21 protein-coding genes and 1 pseudogene are annotated in these 18,974 nt (G+C 58.1%); 5 read left to right on the top strand and 17 right to left on the bottom strand.

Translation table 11 applies throughout. The features are described from left to right. Nucleotides 1-13 precede the first annotated feature (13 nt). A complete protein-coding gene (locus tag VSQ83_RS15590) occupies nucleotides 14-955 on the top strand; it encodes a DUF808 domain-containing protein (protein WP_326427171.1) in 942 nt (313 codons plus the stop codon). Here VSQ83_RS15590 and VSQ83_RS15585 read toward each other — a convergent pair. Continuing rightward, entirely contained in the window at nucleotides 952-2,154 is a 1,203-nt protein-coding gene (locus VSQ83_RS15585) for an MFS transporter (RefSeq protein ID WP_133076053.1), read from the bottom strand. The two genes, VSQ83_RS15590 and VSQ83_RS15585, sit on opposite strands and share 4 nt — an antisense overlap. A 232-nt stretch (nucleotides 2,155-2,386) precedes the next feature. Here VSQ83_RS15585 and VSQ83_RS15580 point away from each other — a divergent pair, with 232 nt between their 5' ends. Further along, nucleotides 2,387-2,989, top strand: coding sequence for a TetR/AcrR family transcriptional regulator (locus tag VSQ83_RS15580; protein WP_133076054.1), 603 nt, complete (start codon nucleotides 2,387-2,389; stop codon nucleotides 2,987-2,989). A 19-nt stretch (nucleotides 2,990-3,008) separates the two neighbouring features. On the opposite strand, the gene VSQ83_RS15575 is transcribed toward VSQ83_RS15580, so the two are convergent. From VSQ83_RS15575 to puuE, 8 genes are all read right to left on the bottom strand, one after another. Continuing rightward, nucleotides 3,009-3,794 (bottom strand): outer membrane protein OmpK, encoded by a 786-nt coding sequence (locus tag VSQ83_RS15575; RefSeq protein ID WP_133076055.1) that lies wholly within the window; start codon nucleotides 3,792-3,794, stop codon nucleotides 3,009-3,011. Between the two features lie 247 nt (nucleotides 3,795-4,041). Further along, nucleotides 4,042-4,827, bottom strand: coding sequence for an outer membrane protein OmpK (locus VSQ83_RS15570; protein ID WP_133076056.1), 786 nt, complete (start codon nucleotides 4,825-4,827; stop codon nucleotides 4,042-4,044). A gap of 135 nt (nucleotides 4,828-4,962) precedes the next feature. Beyond that, entirely contained in the window at nucleotides 4,963-6,327 is a 1,365-nt protein-coding gene (locus tag VSQ83_RS15565) for a nucleobase:cation symporter-2 family protein (protein ID WP_133076057.1), read from the bottom strand. 85 nt (nucleotides 6,328-6,412) lie between these two features. Next, nucleotides 6,413-7,702, bottom strand: a complete 1,290-nt coding sequence (locus tag VSQ83_RS15560) for a urate hydroxylase PuuD (RefSeq protein WP_133076058.1) — start codon at nucleotides 7,700-7,702, stop codon at nucleotides 6,413-6,415. A 48-nt stretch (nucleotides 7,703-7,750) separates the two neighbouring features. Further along, on the bottom strand, nucleotides 7,751-8,254 hold the full coding sequence (locus tag VSQ83_RS15555) for an ureidoglycolate lyase (RefSeq protein WP_326427170.1): 504 nt from the start codon (nucleotides 8,252-8,254) through the stop codon (nucleotides 7,751-7,753). Between the two features lie 130 nt (nucleotides 8,255-8,384). Continuing rightward, nucleotides 8,385-9,380, bottom strand: coding sequence for an allantoicase (gene alc, locus VSQ83_RS15550; protein WP_019826615.1), 996 nt, complete (start codon nucleotides 9,378-9,380; stop codon nucleotides 8,385-8,387). Nucleotides 9,381-9,441: 61 nt separating this feature from the next. Next, nucleotides 9,442-9,957: a 2-oxo-4-hydroxy-4-carboxy-5-ureidoimidazoline decarboxylase gene (gene uraD / locus VSQ83_RS15545; RefSeq protein WP_133076060.1), complete on the bottom strand. Its 516-nt coding sequence runs from the start codon at nucleotides 9,955-9,957 to the stop codon at nucleotides 9,442-9,444. Next, complete coding sequence (puuE, locus tag VSQ83_RS15540; protein ID WP_133076061.1) at nucleotides 9,954-10,883, bottom strand: allantoinase PuuE; 930 nt, start codon at nucleotides 10,881-10,883, stop codon at nucleotides 9,954-9,956. The genes uraD and puuE overlap by 4 nt, the downstream gene beginning before the upstream one ends. 374 nt (nucleotides 10,884-11,257) lie before the next feature. Here puuE and uraH point away from each other — a divergent pair, with 374 nt between their 5' ends. Further along, nucleotides 11,258-11,611: a hydroxyisourate hydrolase gene (uraH, locus tag VSQ83_RS15535; RefSeq protein ID WP_133076062.1), complete on the top strand. Its 354-nt coding sequence runs from the start codon at nucleotides 11,258-11,260 to the stop codon at nucleotides 11,609-11,611. A 175-nt stretch (nucleotides 11,612-11,786) separates the two neighbouring features. Here the strand turns inward: uraH and VSQ83_RS15530 are convergent, their stop codons facing one another. The 3 genes from VSQ83_RS15530 to VSQ83_RS15520 form a co-directional block, all read right to left on the bottom strand. Next, nucleotides 11,787-12,413, bottom strand: a complete 627-nt coding sequence (locus tag VSQ83_RS15530; RefSeq protein ID WP_326427169.1) for a LysE family translocator — start codon at nucleotides 12,411-12,413, stop codon at nucleotides 11,787-11,789. A gap of 61 nt (nucleotides 12,414-12,474) precedes the next feature. Next, nucleotides 12,475-13,824, bottom strand: coding sequence for an NCS2 family permease (locus tag VSQ83_RS15525; RefSeq protein WP_219261035.1), 1,350 nt, complete (start codon nucleotides 13,822-13,824; stop codon nucleotides 12,475-12,477). Between the two features lie 196 nt (nucleotides 13,825-14,020). After that, nucleotides 14,021-14,461 carry a MarR family winged helix-turn-helix transcriptional regulator gene (locus VSQ83_RS15520; RefSeq protein ID WP_019826601.1) on the bottom strand — a complete coding sequence of 147 codons (441 nt, stop codon included), beginning with the start codon at nucleotides 14,459-14,461 and terminating at the stop codon, nucleotides 14,021-14,023. Nucleotides 14,462-14,543: 82 nt separating this feature from the next. Between VSQ83_RS15520 and VSQ83_RS15515 the strand changes: the two genes are divergently transcribed. Together VSQ83_RS15515 and VSQ83_RS15510 are read left to right on the top strand one after the other, a co-directional pair. Then, entirely contained in the window at nucleotides 14,544-15,710 is a 1,167-nt protein-coding gene (locus VSQ83_RS15515) for an aminotransferase-like domain-containing protein (RefSeq protein ID WP_133076065.1), read from the top strand. Nucleotides 15,711-15,720: 10 nt separating this feature from the next. Then, nucleotides 15,721-16,323, top strand: a complete 603-nt coding sequence (locus VSQ83_RS15510; RefSeq protein ID WP_133076066.1) for a glutathione S-transferase family protein — start codon at nucleotides 15,721-15,723, stop codon at nucleotides 16,321-16,323. 65 nt (nucleotides 16,324-16,388) lie between these two features. Here VSQ83_RS15510 and VSQ83_RS15505 read toward each other — a convergent pair whose 3' ends face one another. From VSQ83_RS15505 to VSQ83_RS15485, 5 genes and pseudogenes are all read right to left on the bottom strand, one after another. Beyond that, nucleotides 16,389-16,760, bottom strand: a complete 372-nt coding sequence (locus tag VSQ83_RS15505) for a glutathione S-transferase N-terminal domain-containing protein (RefSeq protein WP_133076067.1) — start codon at nucleotides 16,758-16,760, stop codon at nucleotides 16,389-16,391. Between the two features lie 100 nt (nucleotides 16,761-16,860). Continuing rightward, nucleotides 16,861-17,406 (bottom strand): GTP cyclohydrolase I FolE, encoded by a 546-nt coding sequence (folE, locus tag VSQ83_RS15500; RefSeq protein WP_019826593.1) that lies wholly within the window; start codon nucleotides 17,404-17,406, stop codon nucleotides 16,861-16,863. Between the two features lie 22 nt (nucleotides 17,407-17,428). Beyond that, nucleotides 17,429-17,647, bottom strand: a pseudogene (locus VSQ83_RS15495) (site-specific integrase); the annotation flags it as partial. A gap of 123 nt (nucleotides 17,648-17,770) precedes the next feature. Then, on the bottom strand, nucleotides 17,771-18,031 hold the full coding sequence (locus VSQ83_RS15490; protein ID WP_133076068.1) for a hypothetical protein: 261 nt from the start codon (nucleotides 18,029-18,031) through the stop codon (nucleotides 17,771-17,773). Nucleotides 18,032-18,035: 4 nt separating this feature from the next. Further along, the gene (locus VSQ83_RS15485) at nucleotides 18,036-18,794 is read right to left on the bottom strand and encodes a response regulator transcription factor (protein WP_326397667.1); all 759 of its coding nucleotides are present in this window, start codon (nucleotides 18,792-18,794) and stop codon (nucleotides 18,036-18,038) included. Between the last annotated feature and the right edge of the window lie 180 nt (nucleotides 18,795-18,974).

Raw genomic sequence — 18,974 nt, 5'->3', positions numbered from 1 at the left:
AGGACGTTTTTCTATGGCTGGCAGTAGCTTGCTGATGTTGCTCGACGATATTGCCGCCGTGCTCGATGACGTCGCACTGATGACTAAAGTGGCCGCCAAAAAAACCGCCGGGGTGCTGGGCGACGATCTGGCACTCAACGCCCAGCAGGTCTCGGGCGTGCGGGCCGACCGGGAGTTGCCGGTGGTGTGGGCCGTGGCCAAGGGCTCGTTTCGCAATAAGCTGATCCTGGTGCCCGCAGCACTGGCCATCAGCGCATTTGCGCCGTGGGCGGTGACACCGTTGTTGATGGTGGGCGGTGCATATCTGTGTTTTGAGGGTTTTGAGAAGGTTGCCCATAGCCTCACACACAGCAAGGCTGACGCCCAAAACCAGCGCCAGGCATTGCAAGAGTCGATGGCCGGCGCTGAAGTCGACCTGGCGGCGTTTGAAAAGGACAAGGTCAAGGGCGCAGTGCGCACGGACTTCATTCTGTCGGCCGAAATCATTGCCATCACCCTGGGAATCGTCTCCGAGTCACCGCTGATGCAGCAAGTGGTGGTGTTGTCGGGGATCGCGATTGTGATGACGATCGGCGTCTATGGCGTGGTGGGCGGTATCGTCAAGCTCGACGATGGTGGCTTGTACTTGAGCAAAAAAACCGGCGACGGTGCATGGCCACGGTTCCAGCGCAGTTTTGGCCGCGGCGTGTTGAGCGCTGCGCCTTACATGATGAAAAGCCTGACAGTGATCGGCACGGCGGCGATGTTTATGGTCGGCGGCGGCATCCTGACCCATGGCGTGCCGGCGCTGCATCACTGGGTTGAAGGCGTGGCGCAAGGCAGCGCGCAATGGCTGGGCGTGGTCTCGGCAATCGTGCCGACCTTGCTCAACGCCGTGGCCGGCATTATTGCCGGCGCAGTGGTGCTGGCGGTGGTGTCTGGTGTGAGCAAGGTCTGGCGCACGGTCAAAGGCTAGGCCGCTATGGCGCGGGGTACGGTGCTGTCCTGCAGCAGGCGGTAGCCGAGCACGGCGAACAGCACCATCACGCCACCGGCAGCCAGGGACACGGTAAAGCCCGCCTGGGCGCCGTAAGCGTCCACCACCCAGCCACCCAGGACGGCGCCAAGGGCAACCCCCATGCCCAGGCCGGTAATCATCCAGGTCAGGCCCTCGGTCAGTTTGGCGGGCGGTACGATGTTTTCCACCAGGCCCATGGCGGTGATCAGGGTTGGCGCAAAAAACAGCCCGGCGACCAGCATCCCCACGGCCAGCGTGGCGACGCTGTCGACCCACATCAGTGGCACCATCGTGACCGATGTGGCCAGTGCCCCCAGCACAAACAGTTTGGGCAGCGGCATGTTCAGTTTGAGCGTGCCGAAGATCAGCCCGGCGACACAGGAACCGAAGGCGTACATCGACAGTACGATGCTGGCAGCCGCAGGCTGGCCCTGTTGCTGGGCAAAGGCCACGCTGACCACGTCCACTGTGCCCACAATCGTCCCCAGCCCAAGCAAGGCCAGCAGCAGGATCACCACGGCGCCCTGGCGCAGTACGCTGCCACCGTGTTCGTTGCTGCGCGGATGTACCGGCGGTTCGGTTTTGCGTTGCAGCACAAACACGCTGACGCCAATGGCCAGCAGGATGGCTGCCGCCAGTGGCCCGGCCTGGGGGAACAGGGCGACGCTCAGGCCTACGGAAATCGGCGGGCCGATAATGAAGCTGACCTCATCGAGTACCGACTCGAATGAAAACGCGGTGTGCAATTTGGGCGAGCCGCGGTACAGCTCGGTCCAGCGTGCCCGGACCATCGCCGACATGCTGGGCATGCAGCCCGACAGTGCGGCGAACACAAACAGCGTCCAGTCCGGCGCGCCAAAGTGGCTGCACAGCAGCAGGGCCAGCAGGCCGCTGACGCCAATGGCGGTGACGCCTGGCAGGATACGGCTCTGGCCGTAGCGGTCGACCCAGCGTGAGATCTGCGGTGCCAGCAGGGCAGTGGCCAGGGCAAAGGTGGCGGCCACGCCACCGGCCAGCCAATAGGAGCCCTGCAACTGTGCAAGCATGGTGATGATACCGATGCCGACCATGGATATCGGCATCCGTGCGATCAGGCCCGCGCCGCTGAAAGCCTTGGTGCCGGGGGCGCTGAAAATCTCGCGATAAGGGTTAGCCATACAAGCTCCGGAACATTGGGTGGACACACTTTGATTCTGTAGTCGCTGCCGCAGGCTGCGAAGGGTTGCTCTGCAACCCGTTTTCCAAAACGCTCCGCGGCTCCCTTCGCAGCCTGCGGCAGCGACTACATATTTTCGTGAATGCTACATACGCGGCGTATGTAGAAATATACGCATACATGGCGTATGTCAATTAACATACGTCGTGTATCCAAAATTAAAGGTGGCAGGCATGGCGCCCAAAGCGCGGTCGCAAATGATCGAAGAAACCCGTGGCAAGCTGCTTGAAGCTGCACGGCTGGCCTTTGGTTCGGTGGGCTACGCCCAGACCTCGATGGATGAGTTGACGGCTTCGGTGGGCTTGACGCGCGGCGCGCTGTATCACCATTTCGGTGACAAGAAGGGTTTGTTTCAGGCGGTGGCCCAGCAAATCGATGCCGAGCTGGATGCGCAACTGGCTCAAGTTCTTGAGCAAGCCGACAGCCAGTGGCAAGGGTTTCAGGATCAGTGCCGGCTGTATCTGGAGATGGCTCTGCAAATCGAAGTGCAGCGTATTTTGTTGCGGGATGCGCCTTCGGTGCTGGGCTCGCAATACGTGCAGAACACTCAGTCAGTGTGCTGTCTGTCGATGGCGGCGATGCTGCAGGGCTTGATGGATACACACGTGATTCAACGCACCGACCCCGAGGCGTTGGCGCGCCTGATTCAGGGCGGCTTGATGGATGCGTCGTTCTGGATTGCCGAGGCCGACAACCCGCCGCAGCGTCTGGCGGCTGCGCTGGACAGTCTGGACCTTATGCTGCGGGGTTTGTTGCAGGTGCCCCAGGCGCGATAAGGCGCCCAGGGCTCGCGCATCAGAAGTGGTACTTGACCAGCAGGCTCGCAGTGTCCTGGTTGGTTTTGAATGAACCGCTGTCTTCGATGCCGTACTTGTTTTTCCAGTAGTCGTATTCAACGCCGACGTACAACTGCTTGGCGCCCCAGCTCAATGCCTTGCCCAGGTCATATTTGATCTGCGGGTTGAAGTGCAGGTTGGCGTGGTAGGTGCCGCGTGAGTTCTGGTCGTTGTCCACCACCCAGTCCATGTAGCCGTCGATCAGCACATCGGAATTGCCCAGGGGCAGGGTGTAGGACCACACCGGGGTGATCTGCCAGACGCCTTTGCCAGCACGGTTGCCTTCAGGGAAGCGCTGGTAGAAGTTCAACTGGAAGTAGTCAAAGCCCGGCACGTTCAGGTCGAAACCCGGGCCGATCAGGTAGGCCTCGGTGTCGCCTTCGCCAAACTCGTAAGTCATGGCCAGCAGCACGTCTTTGATCGGGCCAAATTCAAACTTCTGGTCGAAGATTTTGCCGAACGACAAACGAGGCGTGAACTCGCCGTAATAGGTGTTCGGGCCAACGTTACCGTCTTCTTTGCCGTTGTAGAAAATGCGGTCGAGGAAGAAGAAGTTATCGCCGTACTTCCAGCTGTCAGCATGCTCGAAGGTGAGGGTTTGCTGAATCTTTGGATTGACCTGGAAGTCCTTGCCATACAAGTAAGTCAGGCTGTTGGTTTGCCATTGCAGCAGGTCGCCGGCGACTGCCGGAGCCCCGCCCAACATGCTCCCCGCAAGCATCAGGCTGGTAAGAGTGCGCTTCATTCGGTTAGCTCCAAAAAAGTAAAAAGTCGTGCAGTAGTGAGAACGTGGCGCTCTGTATTGGCGCCTTGGTCCGTGCTTTAAAACAGTCAGTAAGCCTTTGATTTAAAGGTTTAAAGTTGCCTCTTGAGTCAACTTTAAATATTACTGGCGTTCGAGCGGGCGCGGAGAATACTGGCTCAGGCGTTTGCACTCAAGCGCTCTGTTATCACCCTGGGTGAGGGACAACAGAGCGTGCACTGTCTTTAACTTAAAAGTGGACTTTGATCAGGGCGCTGGCGGTGTTCTGGTTGGTGTCCAGGCGACTGCTGCTTTCGATGCCGTACTTGTCCTTCCAGTAGCTGTATTCAATACCGACATACAGCTGTTTTTCACCCAGGTTCAGGGCCTTGCCCAGGTCATATTTGATCTGGGGGTTGAAATGCAGGTTGGCGTGATAGGTGCCGCGTGAGTTCTGGTCATTGTCCACCACCCAGTCCATGTAGCCGTCGATCAGCAGGTTGGAACGGCCCATGGGGATGGTGTAGGAAAACGACGGGGTGATCTGCCAAACCCCGGTACCAGGGCGCGGCCCTTCGGTATGACGACGATAGAAATTAAGGGTGAAGTAGTTAAAGCCCGGCACCGCCAGATCAAAGCCGGGGCCGATCAGATACGCCTCGCTGTCGCCTTCGCCGTACTCATAGGTCATGGCCAGCAGCACGTCCTTGATCGGGCCGTACTCAAGCGTGCGGTCGAAGATCTTGCCGAACGACAGGCGTGGGCTGAACTCGCCGTAGTAGGTGTGCGGGCCTTTGTTGGGGTCATCCTTGCCGTTGTAGAAAATGCGGTCGACAAACAGGAAGTTGTCGCCGTATTTCCATTTGTCGGCATGTTCGAAAGTGACGGTTTGCTGGATCGAAGGGTTGATCGCGAAATTCTTGCCGTACAGGTAAGTCAGGCTGTTGGTTTGCCACAGAAACAGATCCCCCGCCATTGCCTGGCTGGCAGCCAGAAACCCACCCGCGAGCGTGACGCCCCAGTGTTTGCAGTTCATGGATAACTCCCTTTTATTATTGTTTTGTGTCAGATGCTGGCAAATCTGTGGGAGCGGGGTTGCTCGCGACTCAGGCACTGCGGTTGTTCAGGTAAACCGCGGTGATCCGATCGCGAGCAAGCCCGCTCCCACAGGTCAGTGCTGATGCACGTGCCCGCTCATGGCTGCGCGCTCGGCGCCGCCCAGTACGTTGAACATCAGGTTCAGGCATACCGCGCTGACGGCGGCCATGGCGATGCCGCTGTGGGTGATGGGGTCCATCCACAGTGGCAGGTGGGCGAAGAACTCGGGGCGTACCACCGGGATCAGGCCCATGCCGATGCTGACGGCCACCAGCAATTGATTGCGGCGGTCGGCAATGTCGGCTTCCTGGAGGATCTTGATGCCTGTGGCCGCGACCATGCCGAACATGGCGATGGCGGCGCCACCCAAAACTGCAGGCGGAATCGAGGCCACCAGATACGCCGCCTTGGGCAGCAGGCTCAGGGTGATCAGAAAGACACCGGCCATGATCGTCACCGAGCGGCAACGCACGCCGGTCATCTGTACCAGACCAATGTTCTGGGCGAATGAGGAGTGGGTAAAGGTGTTGAAGAAACCTGCAATGAACGACGCCCCGGCATCACACAGCAAGCCGCGACGCAGCATGCGTGGAGTGACTTCCTGGTCGGTGATTTTGCCCAGTGCCAGGAACATCCCGGTGGACTCGACAAAAATGATCACCACCACCAGGCACATCGAGAGGATCGGGGCCAGATGAAATTCCGGCATGCCGAAGTGCAGCGGCGTGACGACCTGAAGCCAGGGGGTGTTGTCCAGGCCGGAGAGGTCGACCATGCCAATGGCGCCTGACAGGACATAGCCCAGGGCCATGCCGATCAATACCGAAATGTTGACCCAGAAGCCACGCATGAAGCGGTTGATCAGCAGGATGGTTCCCAGCACCAGTGCCGCAATGGCCAGGTACGTCGGGGAACCGAACTGCGCAGCAGCACTGCCGCCACCGGCCCAGTTGACCGCAACGGGGAACAGGGACAGGCCGATCGATGTAATCACGGTGCCGGTGACCAGGGGTGGAAAGAAGCGAACCACCTTGGACATGAACGGCGCAATGATCATCCCGAAAAAGCCTGCGGCGATGGTCGCGCCGAAGATCCCGGTCAGGCCGATGCCCGGCATCCCGGCCATTGCCACCATGCTGCCGACGGCCGCAAAGCTGGCCCCCATCATGACCGGCATGCGAATGCCCATGGGGCCGATCCCCAACGATTGCACGATGGTGGCGACACCCGCCACCAGCAGGTCGGCGTTGATCAAAAAGGCGATTTCTTCCCGACTCAGGCCTGCGGCCTGTCCGATGATCAGCGGCACGGCCACGGCGCCGCCATACATCAGCAGCACATGCTGCAAACCGACCAGGATCAGTTGCAGCATGGGTAGCCGCGCCAGCGGGGGCGGCGCGGTTATGGCGGGTATGCGCGGTTCGGTTAAATCGGACATGCAACACCTCGGTCATTTTTTATTGTTGTGAGCTAGTGGTGTGTACTTGCGGGCTCAGCCAGGCTGCGCCCGCAAAGTATGTGCATCAGTTGGTCTGGGCTCCCGCACTGATCCAGGCGCCAATCAGGTCACGTTCCTGCTGGGTCATCTGGGTGATGTTGCCCAGCGGCATGATCGGGGTGGCGACGGCCTGGGCCTGAATACGTGGAGCCATGAGCTTGATCTGCTGCGCGGTGTCGAACATCACGCCTGCCGGGGCTGCACTGAACAGCGGGCTGGTAGGCGTGGCGGAATGACAGACCGTGCAGCGTTCCTGGATCACCGAATGGACCTTCTCGAAATCGACGGTGGCCACCGGTGCTGCCGGGGCAGCGGGTGCGGTGACCGGGGCCGGAGCATCCGCGGCTTTGACGCCGCCCAGCGCGGTTTCAGGAAGCGGCTGGTACTTGATGACCTTGGCCGTTTCGGGCGCGGTCGATACCGGTTTTGGACCGGTGACGTAAGCCAGGCAGATCATGCCTAACGCTGCCACAGGCAAGGTCCAGGCATATTTGTGGCTGTCGTGACGGGTGTTGAAGTAATGACGCACCAACACCGCCAGCACCGCAATCCCGGCCAGGATCAGCCAGTTGTACTGGCTGCCATAGGTGCTCGGGAAGTGGTTGCTGATCATGATGAACAGCACCGGCAAGGTGAAGTAGTTGTTGTGTCGCGAACGCAGCAGTCCTTTGGCCGGAAGGGCTGGATCGGGGCTGCGGCCTTCCTTGATCGCGGCTACCAGAGCGCGTTGTGCGGGCATGATGGTGCGGAACACGTTACCGACCATGATGGTGCCGATAATGGCGCCCACATGCAGGTAAGCACCGCGCCCGCTGAACACCTTGCTCAGGCCGAACGCTGCCGCAACCAGCAACACAAACAGGACGAAACCGAGCAACGCCGGGCGCTTGCCCAGGGCGGAGTCGCAGAGAAAGTCGTAAACGAACCAGCCGGCGATCAGCGAACCGATCCCGATGGCCACTGCTTCGGGACCGCTCAGGCTGCTACCGGGAGCAATCAGGTACAGCGCGGGGTTGAAGTAGAAGACCAGGCAGAGCAGGGCGATGCCTGACATCCAGGTGAAATAGGCTTCCCATTTAAACCAGTGCAGGTTTTCCGGCATGGTGGGTGGGGCCAGCTTGTATTTTTCGAGGTGGTAAATGCCGCCGCCGTGAATCGCCCATAGATCGCCTGCCAGGCCATCCTTGGGGTTGGCACGGTTGAGATTGTTCTCCAGCCAGACGAAATAAAACGATGCGCCGATCCAGGCCACACCAGTGATCATATGAATCCAGCGCACGCTCAGATTCAGCCATTCCATTAGATGTGCTTCCACAGTCTTTACCTCTTGCCCGTCACTCTTTTATGAGTGTTGGACCTTCTCTTATTGGTGGGGGGCGAGGAACAGCAACTGATCCTCTTTAAAGAAATGCTCATCGCAGTTATTGCCTGTGCCACTGCGATCAACCACCAGGAAGTCATCCCGCTTTTCGATCGTCAGCACCGGATGGTGCCAAACGCCGCGATGGTAATTAATGCCCTGCCTGCCATTACTGACAAAGGCGCGGACCAAGCCTGATACAGGTTCATCGCCAAGTGGCGCGACCACGATCAGAAAGGGGTTGCCGAGCAGCGGTATAAACGCCTGGCTGCCCAGCGGATGGCGCTCCAGCATGCGAACGGTAAATGGCATGTCCTGCGCCTCGGCGCGGAAAATGCTGATGATCGCCTTGTCTTCTGGCGTAGCCGTTTCGACTTCTGCCAGACGGTGAAAGCGCATGGTCGAACCGTTATTGATCATGAAGTGGTCGCTGCCATCGCTTTCAATCACATCGCCGAAAGGGGCGAAGGCTTCTTTGGTCAGCGGTTCAATCATCAATGTGCGCATGGTGGTCTTCTTATTCGGGTTTCTGTCAGGTCATTGTGTTGCTTTTGTTGTCGCTGCCGCAGGCTGCGAGTGAGATAACGGGTTGCTCCGCAACCCTTCGCAGCCTGCGGCAGCGACTACAGGCTCAGCATTACTTCGCTACTTTGCCCAGTACGCGAATGCGGCTTACACCACCGTCCGGGAACAGGTTCAGGCGAATATGGGTAATCGGGCCGAGGTTTTTGAGTTGCTCGCTGTAGGTGTGCTCAGCGTGCATTTCCATTTTTTGACTCGGCAGCAGCTCACGCCAGAACAGCGACTGGGTTTCGATCTGGCTGTCGGTACCGCCCTTGACGAACGCGCCCTGGATCGAGCAGCTGTCGGGGTAGTTGCCTTTGAAGTGCAGGGTGTCGACGATGATTTTTTCAATCTCGCCTGCATGGCCCAGCGCCACGATGACCCAGTCATTGCCCGGAGTACGGCGGCGTGCGGTTTCCCAACCGTCGCCCATGTTGATGCCGCGGCCCGGGTTGAGGATGTTGCTCATGCGGCCGAAGTGCTCGTCGGAGCAGGCGAGGGCGCGGCCACCGTTGAGGGCGGCTGCCAGGTCGATCTGCTCGTTGTCACCCACTGCCGACCAGTCACGGAACGGCACGCCATACACGCGCAGACGCGCTACGCCGCCATCCGGGTAGATGTTGAAGCGCAGGTGGCTGAAGGCCTGGTCATTGCTGATTTCGTGGTAGTGATGGCTGTTGCCTTGCAGCTCGACAGCCGACAGTACTTCAACCCACTGGGTGTTTTCGTTGGGTTCGCCCGAGGCCAGGAAACAGGCTTCCAGCGAGGCAGACGGCGGAAAGTTGCCGGTGAAGAATGAGGTGTCGATGTCCACACCCTTGATCGAGCCCGGAACGCCCAGGCGGATCACTGCGCTGTCATAGCCTTCGAAGCGCTTGCGGCGGGACTCCCAGCCGTCCATCCACTTGCCGTTGTCATCGAAAACGCCCTCCTTCCATACGGCCGGGGTCGGCTGGAACAGGCGGTTGGCGTCGGCGAACCAGTCATCGGTGACCGAAACGATTTTGGTGCCCAGGCGGGCATCGGCCAGGTTGACGAACTTCTCGAAAGGTACGGCGTAAGCTTTCATTCTTCTTGTCTGCCTTTAATTAAGTGGCTGGAGATGCGTCACCGGCACGTGCCGGTTCGGCTTAGAGCTGGAGTAATCGGAACAGGGCAATCTTGTTGATTTCTGCCAACGCGCATTTGAACTCGACGTCTGCCGGGTTATGGATGCGGGTCTCGAACGCGGCGAGGATCTGGTGCCGGTCGCTGCCTTTTACCGCCATGATGAAGGGAAACTTGAACTTGGCTTTATAGGCCTCGTTCAGCTCGGTGAAGCGTTGAAACTCTTCGGCCGTGCATTGGTGAATACCGGCGCCAGCTTGTTCATGGGTGCTGGCTTCGGTGAGTTGGCCCTGGACGGCTGCTTTGCCGGCCAGGTCCGGGTGAGCATTGATCAATGCCAGCTGGCTGGCGTGATCGGCGCTCAACAAAATGTCACTCATGCGCTGGTGCAGGGTTTCGATGGTGTCGACGCTGCTGTCCAGGCCCAGGTCGCAGGCTTTTTCGGCGACCCAGGGCGAGTGCTCGTAGATATCGGCAAAGGCTGCCACGAACGCTTCACGGCTCAGTTGTGAAGGCTTGAGGGTCTTGAAGGCGCTCATTTGGCGGTCTCTGCAACAAAAGGGTGGGTGGCGTGCCAGTGGCGGGCGATGTCCACGCGGCGGGTGAACCAGACCTGTTCATGACCCTTGGCGTATTCAATGAAACGCTTGAGGGCGGCGAGACGCGCAGGGCGGCCAATGAGGCGGCAATGCAGGCCGATGGATAGCATTTTCGGCGACTCTGCGCCTTCGGCGTACAGCACATCGAAAGCATCCTTGAGGTACTGGAAAAATTGCTCGCCGGTATTGAAACCCTGCACCTGGGTGAAGCGCATGTCATTGGTGTCCAGGGTGTAAGGGATCACCAGATGCGGCTTGCCGGTAGGGTTGTTGGGCTCCCAGTAGGGCAGGTCGTCGTCATAGGTGTCGCAGTCGTACAGGAAACCGCCTTCTTCCATCACCAGGCGCCGGGTATTGGGGCCGGTGCGGCCGGTGTACCAGCCCAGGGGGCGTTCACCGCTGATTTCGGTGAGGATGCGGATGGCTTCGAGCATGTGTTCACGCTCAAGGGCTTCATCCATGTACTGGTAGTCGATCCAGCGATACCCGTGGCTGCAAATCTCATGCCCGGCAGCAACCATGGCGCGGATCACGTCCGGGTGGCGCTGGGCGGCCATCGCCACGGCAAATATGGTCAGCGGGATGTCGAACTCGCGAAACAGTTTGAGTACACGCCACACGCCTGCGCGGCTGCCGTACTCGTACAAGGACTCCATGCTCATGTTGCGCTCGCCTTGCAACGGCTGCGCCGAGACCATTTCGGACAGGAACGCTTCAGATTCCTTGTCGCCGTGCAGAATGTTGCGCTCGCCGCCTTCTTCGTAGTTGAGTACGAAAGACAGGGCGATACGGGCGTTGTCCGGCCAATGCGGGTGCGGAGGGTTTGGACCGTAACCAATCAGGTCGCGTGGGTAGTCAGCGCTCACTACAGTCTTCCTTATTGTTTGTGTTAACAGTCGATTGGCCAGACCTGGCGTCACTGCGATGGCTTGATTGTATACAACTTTATAATCTATTTGTAACCCTGATTTTTTCTATTTCTACCATGCTTCGCGCCTGAAAGGTACTTGCAAGAAACCTGCCTGATTGGTCAGCTTATGGATAAGAAGTCTGCTAACCCTGCGGCTTTGACAGGAAATACCGTGCAGGCGGTGCGGCTCAAGGGCTGGCTGAAATTGTGCTTTTTAATTGTGTACAATTTTTTTGATAAATGTCTTAATCGTGTTCTCGCTGATGCTTTTGGTGCGCCAAAGGGGTGCAGTGGCCATTTTTTTCACCGACTCGGGAGGTCGCACAATCTATGGGACGTTTGACTACGCACGTTTTGGATGCCGCACATGGCTGTCCGGGCAGCTCGATCAAGGTCGAGTTGTATCGGGTTGAAGGTTCGGGGCTGGAGTTGGTCGCTACAGCGCTGACCAATAGCGATGGCCGCTGCGACGCGCCGTTGCTGGAGGGGGATACGTACCGCTCGGGGGTTTACCAGGTGCAGTTCAGTGCCGGTGATTACTACCGCGCGCGGGGTGTGAAATTGCCGGAGCCGGCGTTTCTGGACGTGGTGGTACTGCGTTTCGGGATCAGTTCCGAGCAGGATCACTACCATGTACCGCTACTGATTTCGCCGTACAGCTACTCGACCTATCGCGGTAGCTAGAAGGTATCGATCTGCGCATGTGGTTATTTGCCCGCTCACACTGCGGGCTTTTTTTTGCCTGTCTACACATGACTTGTGGGGGCGGGCTTGCTCGCGATGGCATCGACGCGTTCATCCAGAAACACGGCGGCGCTTGTATCGCGAGCAAGCCCGCTCCCACACAGGCGGTGCTGTATCAGCGGCTTAGCAGTGACGCCGTTCCCGCTACACCAAACAACCCGGCGCTGATGCGGTTGAACCAGCTCTGGCCCTTGCCGCTGCGCAGATAACCCGCCGCACCATGGGCGCCAAGGCCGTAGGCCAGCTTGCACAGCAGGTCGAGTACGGTCCAGGTGGCGATCATCACCAGCAACTGGTTGAGGAAGGGCAGGTCGGGGTTGAGGAACTGCGGAAGGAAGGCAGCAAAGAACAAAATGTCTTTCGGATTGCTGGCGCCCAGTACAAACGCGCGCCCGAACAGGGCGCTGAAGCGCGGTTTTGGTGCGGCTTCAGGCATGTTGGTGACTGTGGCCGGCTGGCGCGATTGTTTCCAGCTTTGCCAGGCCAGATAAAACAGATACAGCGCGCCGACGATTTTCAGGGCGCTGAAGAGTTTTTCCGAGGCCAGCAACAAAGCCCCCAAACCCAGTGCCGAAGCACTGAGCAGGCAAATCGAGGCAAATACACCCCCCAGAAATGCCGGGTAAGAACGGCGCAAGCCGTAGTTCAAACTGTTGCTGATCATCAATAACGACAAAGGCCCCGGAATCAGGATTACCACCAATGCCGCGCTGCTGAACAGCAGCCAGGTTTCCAGACTCATCACTTCCTCCCATAGCACAAAGACCCCGCGTCATTGGCGGGGCCGGTTGATATCGCCCGGTTTACAGGTAAATAAACTTGGCGATGAAAATAGCGCAGAGCACCCACAGGCTGACAGAAATTTCGCGGTATTTACCGGTGCCTGCCTTGAGTGCGACATAGCTGATAAAGCCCAGGGCAATCCCGTCGGCGACCGAGAAGGTCATTGGCATCATGATCATGGTCACAATGGCCGGGATGCAGTCGGTGGGTTCGTCCCAGTTGATGTGCTGCATGCCGCCCATCATCAGCATCGCGACGTAAATCAGGGCGCCTGCTGTGGCATAAGCGGGGATCATGCCAGCCAGGGGGGCGAAGAACATCGCGGCAACAAACAGCACGCCCACGGTGACGGCGGTGAGCCCGGTCCGACCGCCTGCCGCGACCCCTGCGGCGCTTTCGACATAGCTGGTCACGGGTGGCACGCCAACCACGGCGCCGAACACGCTTGAGGCGCTGTCAGCCTTGAGTGCCCTGGACAGGTTTTCGATCTTGCCGTCAGCCTTGACCAGGCCGGCACGCTGGGCCACGCCCATCAAGGTGCCGGCAGTGTCGAACATGTGTACAAACAGGAAGGCCAGCACCACGCTGATCATGCTGATATTGAACACACCCTTGAGGTCCATCGCCATCCAGGTCGGAGCCAGGCTTGGCGGCGCAGACATGATGCCGTTGTAGTGCACCAGATCCAGGCCCCAGCCCGCGAGAGTGACGGCGATAATGCTGATCAGGATCGCGCCGAACACGCGGTGGTAGCTAAGAATCGCAATCATCAAAAAGCACACGGCGGCCAGCAGCGGCGCCGGGTCGCGCAGGGAGCCGAGCTTGATCAGGGTGGCCGGGCTATCGACGATGATGCCCGAGGTTTTCAGGCCGATGATCCCCAGAAACAAACCGACCCCCGCACCCATTGCATAACGCAGGCTGGCAGGAATGCTGTTGAGCAGCCATTCGCGCACCCGTGACAGGGTCAGAATCAGAAACAGTACGCCAGAGACAAAGACCGCGCCCAGGGCGGTCTCCCAGCTGTAGCCCATCGTCCCGACCACCGTGTAGGTGAAGAACGCATTCAGGCCCATGCCTGGCGCCAGGCCTACTGGCCAGTTGGCGTAGAGCCCCATTAACAGACTGCCCAGGGCAGCGGCGATGCAGGTCGCCACAAAGGCTGCGCCGTGATCAATGCCTGCGTCGGCCATGATGTTGGGGTTGACGAAGATGATGTAGGCCATGGTGATAAAGGTGGTCAGCCCGGCGATCAGCTCGGTCCTGACCGTGGTGCCATGCAGCGACAGTTTGAACAGGCGCTCCAGCCAGCCGCGGGAGGAGGGGGGAGAAAGTTCAACGGCGGGTACTTCTGACTTTTGGCTGTCCACGGTTTTTCCTCAGGCTTTTATTGTTTTTAAGGGCACTGGTGAGGCGCGCAGCATTTTTCTGACTTTTTGGTCAAGAATGCAGGCGAGATGAATTATGCTTTTGTATACAAAAAAAGCAAATAATGTTTTCTGGATTGTGGCCGAAAGTGATGGGTGGAAGTGGGCTTGTTGTGGGAGCCCTGCTCCAGTATCCAGGCTAGGGCTGGCGGCTTTGGCCCAGGGCATGATTGATTGCCAGCCAGCCATTGACGGCGTCGTCACCGGCCTGGGCGAACACCCGTTGCAGCAGTTTGACCTGCTCGCGGCGCAGGTTTTTCTCGAAGGTGACGCCGTCAGCAGTCAGCTCCAGCAGGCGTTTGCGCTTGTCGGTCTCGGGCGCGACGCTGCGCACCAGATCCATTTCGATCAGCTGGCGTAATGGCGTATTGAGGGCTTGTTTGCTTACGCCCAGCAGCGTCAGCAGTTCCTTGACGCTTACACCGGGATGGTGGGCGATAAAAAAAACGATGCGCTGATGCACCCGGCTCAGCCCACGGCGCGCCAGCATTTCGTCTGCCTTGGCAGTAAACGCTTGATAGCCAAAGAAGAAGGCTTCCATGGCGGCACGCTGAGTGGTCGGATTTTTAAGGTCAAGCATATTGACGTATCTAGGCTTCGCGGCGTAGTTTCGGTCAACCAGTTTGACTTATTTCCAATTACTTCCGCTACCGGTGATCTGTATGGCCTTCTCCGAACGTGTTTCCCGCCTGAAAAGCTCTTTGATTCGTGAAATTCTGGCTGCGGCCCAACGCCCGGAAGTCATGTCTTTCGCTGGCGGGCTACCGGCTGAAGCCATGCTGCCCAAGGTCGACTGGACCGACATGCCGGCCTCGATGGGTCAATACGGCATGAGTGAAGGCGAGCCGGCACTGCGTGAAGTACTGGCCGCAGAGGCCCGCGCATTGGGCGTTGATTGCGATGCGAGCCAGGTCATGGTGCTTAGCGGTTCGCAGCAGGCGCTGGACCTGGCAGCCAAGCTGTACATCGACAAAGGCACTGAAATCATGCTCGAAGCGCCGACCTATCTGGCGGCGCTGCAAATCTTCCAGCTGTTCGGTGCCGAGTGCCTGACGTTCCCGCTGCAAGCCGACGGCCCGGACCTGGCCGCCTTGCGTGTGCAGCTGGAAAAACACAGCCCGGCCTTCATCTACCTGATTCCGACGTTCCAGAACCCGTCTGCCGTGCGTTACAGCGAAACCAAGCGCGACGCGGTAGCGGCCTTGCTCGACGAGTTCGGCGTCACCCTGATTGAAGATGAGCCGTACCGCGAACTGAACTTTGACGGTGGCAGTGCAACGCCGATTGTCAGCCGCCTGAAAAAAGCCAGCTGGATCTACACCGGCACCGTGTCCAAGACCCTGTTGCCGGGCTTGCGCGTTGGCTTCCTGATTGCCAGCCCTGATCTGTTCCCCCATTTGCTGCGCCTCAAGCAATCGGCTGACCTGCACACCAACCGTGTTGGCCAATGGCAGGCTTTGCAGTGGATCGGCACCGAGAAAATGACCAACCACCTGGCCGAGTTGCGTGACTTCTACCGCGTACGCCGTGACGGTTTTCAGCTGGCGCTGGAAGAGCACTTCTCGGACCTGGCGGACTGGCATGTGCCACAGGGCGGCCTGTTCTTCTGGTTGACCCTAAAGCAGCCGTTCGACACCCGTACGTTGCTCAAGCCTGCGCTGGAGCAGAACGTGGCATTCATGCCGGGTGAACCGTTCTTCGCCAACCCGGACCAGAACGTAGGCAGCCTGCGCCTGAACTTCAGCCACATCGACCCGGCGCGTCTGCACGAAGGCCTCAAGCGCCTGGCTAACGTTATTCGTCAGGCTCAGGCCGCTCAAGCGGCCTAAAGGAGGCACGATGCTCAAGGTTTATGGCGATTACAATTCGGGCAACTGCTACAAGATCAAGCTGATGCTGCATTTGCTGGGCATTGAGTATCAGTGGTTCGCGGTGGATATCCTCAAGGGCGAAACACAAACCCCGGATTTCCTGGCGAAAAACCCGAACGGCAAAGTGCCAGTGCTGGAGCTGGAAGACGGCACGTGCCTGTGGGAGTCCAACGCGATTCTCAACTACCTGGCCGACGGCAGCGAGTTTTTGCCAGCTGAGCCGCGTTTGCGCACCCAGGTGCTTCAATGGCAGTTTTTCGAACAGTACAGCCATGAGCCTTACATTGCGGTGGCAAGGTTTATCCAGTTTTACCTGGGGTTGCCGCAAGAGCGTCTGGAGGAGTACCGCACACTGCAAAAGCGCGGCTACAAGGCGCTGGATGTGATGGAGCAACAGCTCAATCGCACCCCGTACCTGGTGGGTGAGCAGTATTCGATTGCTGACGTGACGTTGTACGCCTACACCCATGTGGCCGATCAGGGCGGCTTTGATCTCAGCGGCTATCCTGGCATCCAGGCCTGGCTGCAAAGAGTGGCCAGCCATCCGCGGCATGTGGGGATGCTCGATTGAGCTGATCGCCCATAAAAAAAACCGGCCTTGAGCCGGTTTTTTTATGGGCGGGAGGGGCGTGATCTTTAAACGTTGGCAAAGCGCTGGTTCAGGTACTCAATGATCACCTTGGAGTCGTACATCCAGGTGGTCTTGCCGTCTTCTTCAATGCGCAGGCAAGGCACTTTGATCTTGCCGCCTTGCTCCAGCAGGGTTTGACGGTCCTGCTCGTTGTTTTTCGCATCCCGCAGGGCTACCGGCACATTCAGGCGGCGCAACGTGCGGCGGGTTTTCACGCAGAACGGGCACGCGTGGAACTGGTACAGGGTCAGGCTTTTTGCAGCTTGATCGACCAGCGCCTGAGCGGCTGCCGGGCGCTGCTTTTTGCTGGGCCGGGTAACAAAATCGCCAGCGATGATGAGCTGACCCAGGCCTACGCGAAGCGCTTTGATAAACACAGTAAAAGCCTCATGGGCAACTAAGAAGGGGCGCAGCTTACCTGAAAACAGGCAGGCGAAAAAAACCGGCGATAAACGCCGGCCTTTTTCGGGTCGCCAATTACTTGATCAAGCTGAGAAACTCGCTACGGGTGGCGGCGTTTTCGCGGAACTCACCCAGCATCACCGATGTAATCATCGACGAATTTTGCTTCTCGACACCGCGCATCATCATGCACATGTGCTTGGCTTCAATCACCACGGCAACGCCCAGGGCGCCGGTGACTTGCATCACTGCGTCGGCGATCTGGCGGCTCAGGTTTTCCTGGATCTGCAAGCGGCGGGCGTACATGTCGACAATTCGCGCCACTTTAGACAGGCCCAGCACTTTGCCGCTCGGAATGTAAGCCACGTGGGCTTTGCCGATAAACGGCAGCAGGTGGTGTTCGCACAGCGAGTACAACTCGATGTCTTTAACCAGCACCATTTCGCTGTTGTCAGAGCTGAACAAGGCACCGTTGGTGACTTCTTCCAGGGTTTGTTCATAGCCACGGCAAAGGTACTGCATGGCTTTGGCTGCACGCTTTGGCGTATCCAGAAGGCCTTCACGGGAAACGTCTTCGCCGAGTTGACCGAGGATCGCGGTGTAGTTTTGTTCCAATGTCACAGGGCTATATTCCATGCGGGTTTCATAGTGGCACCTCGTCGGGTCGTGCCAATTTTGTACCAATCATGCTGTTTTCGAGTTTCCCGAGCTCGCTCCAGTCTGTGCTGGAATTGAGCCACCTAGCGTAAGTCGAGAGCAATATCTGCACGCCGTGGCCAAGCTGATTGGCGATAAACGCAGGGTTCATGCCTGCCATGAGGCACATGGTAGCGTAGGTATGGCGACAGTTGTATTGTCGGCGCACTTTGAGGGCCACATTTGATGGCGCTTCTTGAAAATAAGCCCGACTCGACCAGGCGCGCGCTCAACCAATCATCGTGACCACCGCCAGCCTGGCCCGTGAGTTTTTTGGTGCATGGCCCGGTTACAGTGTCAGCGCCTGGGTTCTGGCTTGAACCACGGCGTGTATCACCTGGGAGACACTGGCCATATCTTCACAGGTTAATACATCGAGGGTCTTGAGTGCTTCACTAAAGCCCTCTGCGCGCTCACTGGCCAGGCGTACCTGCAGGCTGTTCCTGGCGCTCTTAATTGCATTCAGTTGACGGTGTAAACCGACCCTCACCGCGTCCGGCATACAAATAGTGATAAAGGAGCCAACCCCTTTGCTGTAGCGTATGTTCATCGCTTTATAGACTCAATCCATGTGATTTTAAAGCGAGCGCTAACTGTGTTCTATTGGAGGCGCCCGTCAAGTTCAGTATTTGTGAAATATAGAGTTTTACTGTATTTGGCGTAATGCCCATGTCGCTGGCGATTTCGTAGTTTGTTTTACCTTCGCTGACAAGTTGTGCCGCTTGCAGTTGGCGAGGTGATAACTTGCTGAATAAAAATTCCTTATAGTCCGTTTGTTCGGTGTCCGATGGGCTGCTGGTATTTCTTGTACGGGGCGGATGGGCTTTTCTAATATCTGAATGTATGTCGCTTATGGAATTTATCAGGCCTTGCAAACGCCTGCTCAAGGCCTCGGTGCTCTGATTGTGTGCTGCGCTGTCTGTTTGCTTTTCTTCGAGTTTCTTCAGCGTCTGAAGCAGCGAGTCGGGGTTGACAGGCTTTTGGTGGTAGTCGGAGAAACCTTCGCGCAGAGCACGGACCAGATCCTTTTTTTCGCCCTGGGCGCTTAGCAGGACGGCATCGAAGACGCGATGCTTCTTGGAGTATTGCTTGAGCCTCTGGATGAGTTCTATGCCGTCGAAACCGGGCATCAGCAAGTCGCACACCACCAGGGCGATCGACGGGTCTTCGTTGAATAGGTCAATGGCCTGGCGGCTACTGTAACTGGGAATGCAGGTGAACCCGTTACTCTCAAGAAATTCACACATCTCTTCAACGATAAGCGGTTGGTCGTCGACAACTAATATGCGTGTTTTGGGAGGGTGTGGGGTCACAAAAAGGTTATCCATTTGTGGAGGGCTAAATAAGCGCCGATTACCCCGTATTATCCAGCAGGTTAATAGGCGAGGGTAGCCATACTTTTTGCATAGTTAGATAGTTTAATGGGGGGGCGAAGTTTAGCGAGTCGTCAGGATTGGAGAGGGCGGATGAAGTATGCATTTATTGAGCAGTTA

This window comes from Pseudomonas sp. DSV-1, assembly GCF_035830915.1.
GTDB lineage: Bacteria > Pseudomonadota > Gammaproteobacteria > Pseudomonadales > Pseudomonadaceae > Aquipseudomonas.
This window is presented reverse-complemented; position numbering and strand designations above follow the sequence as displayed.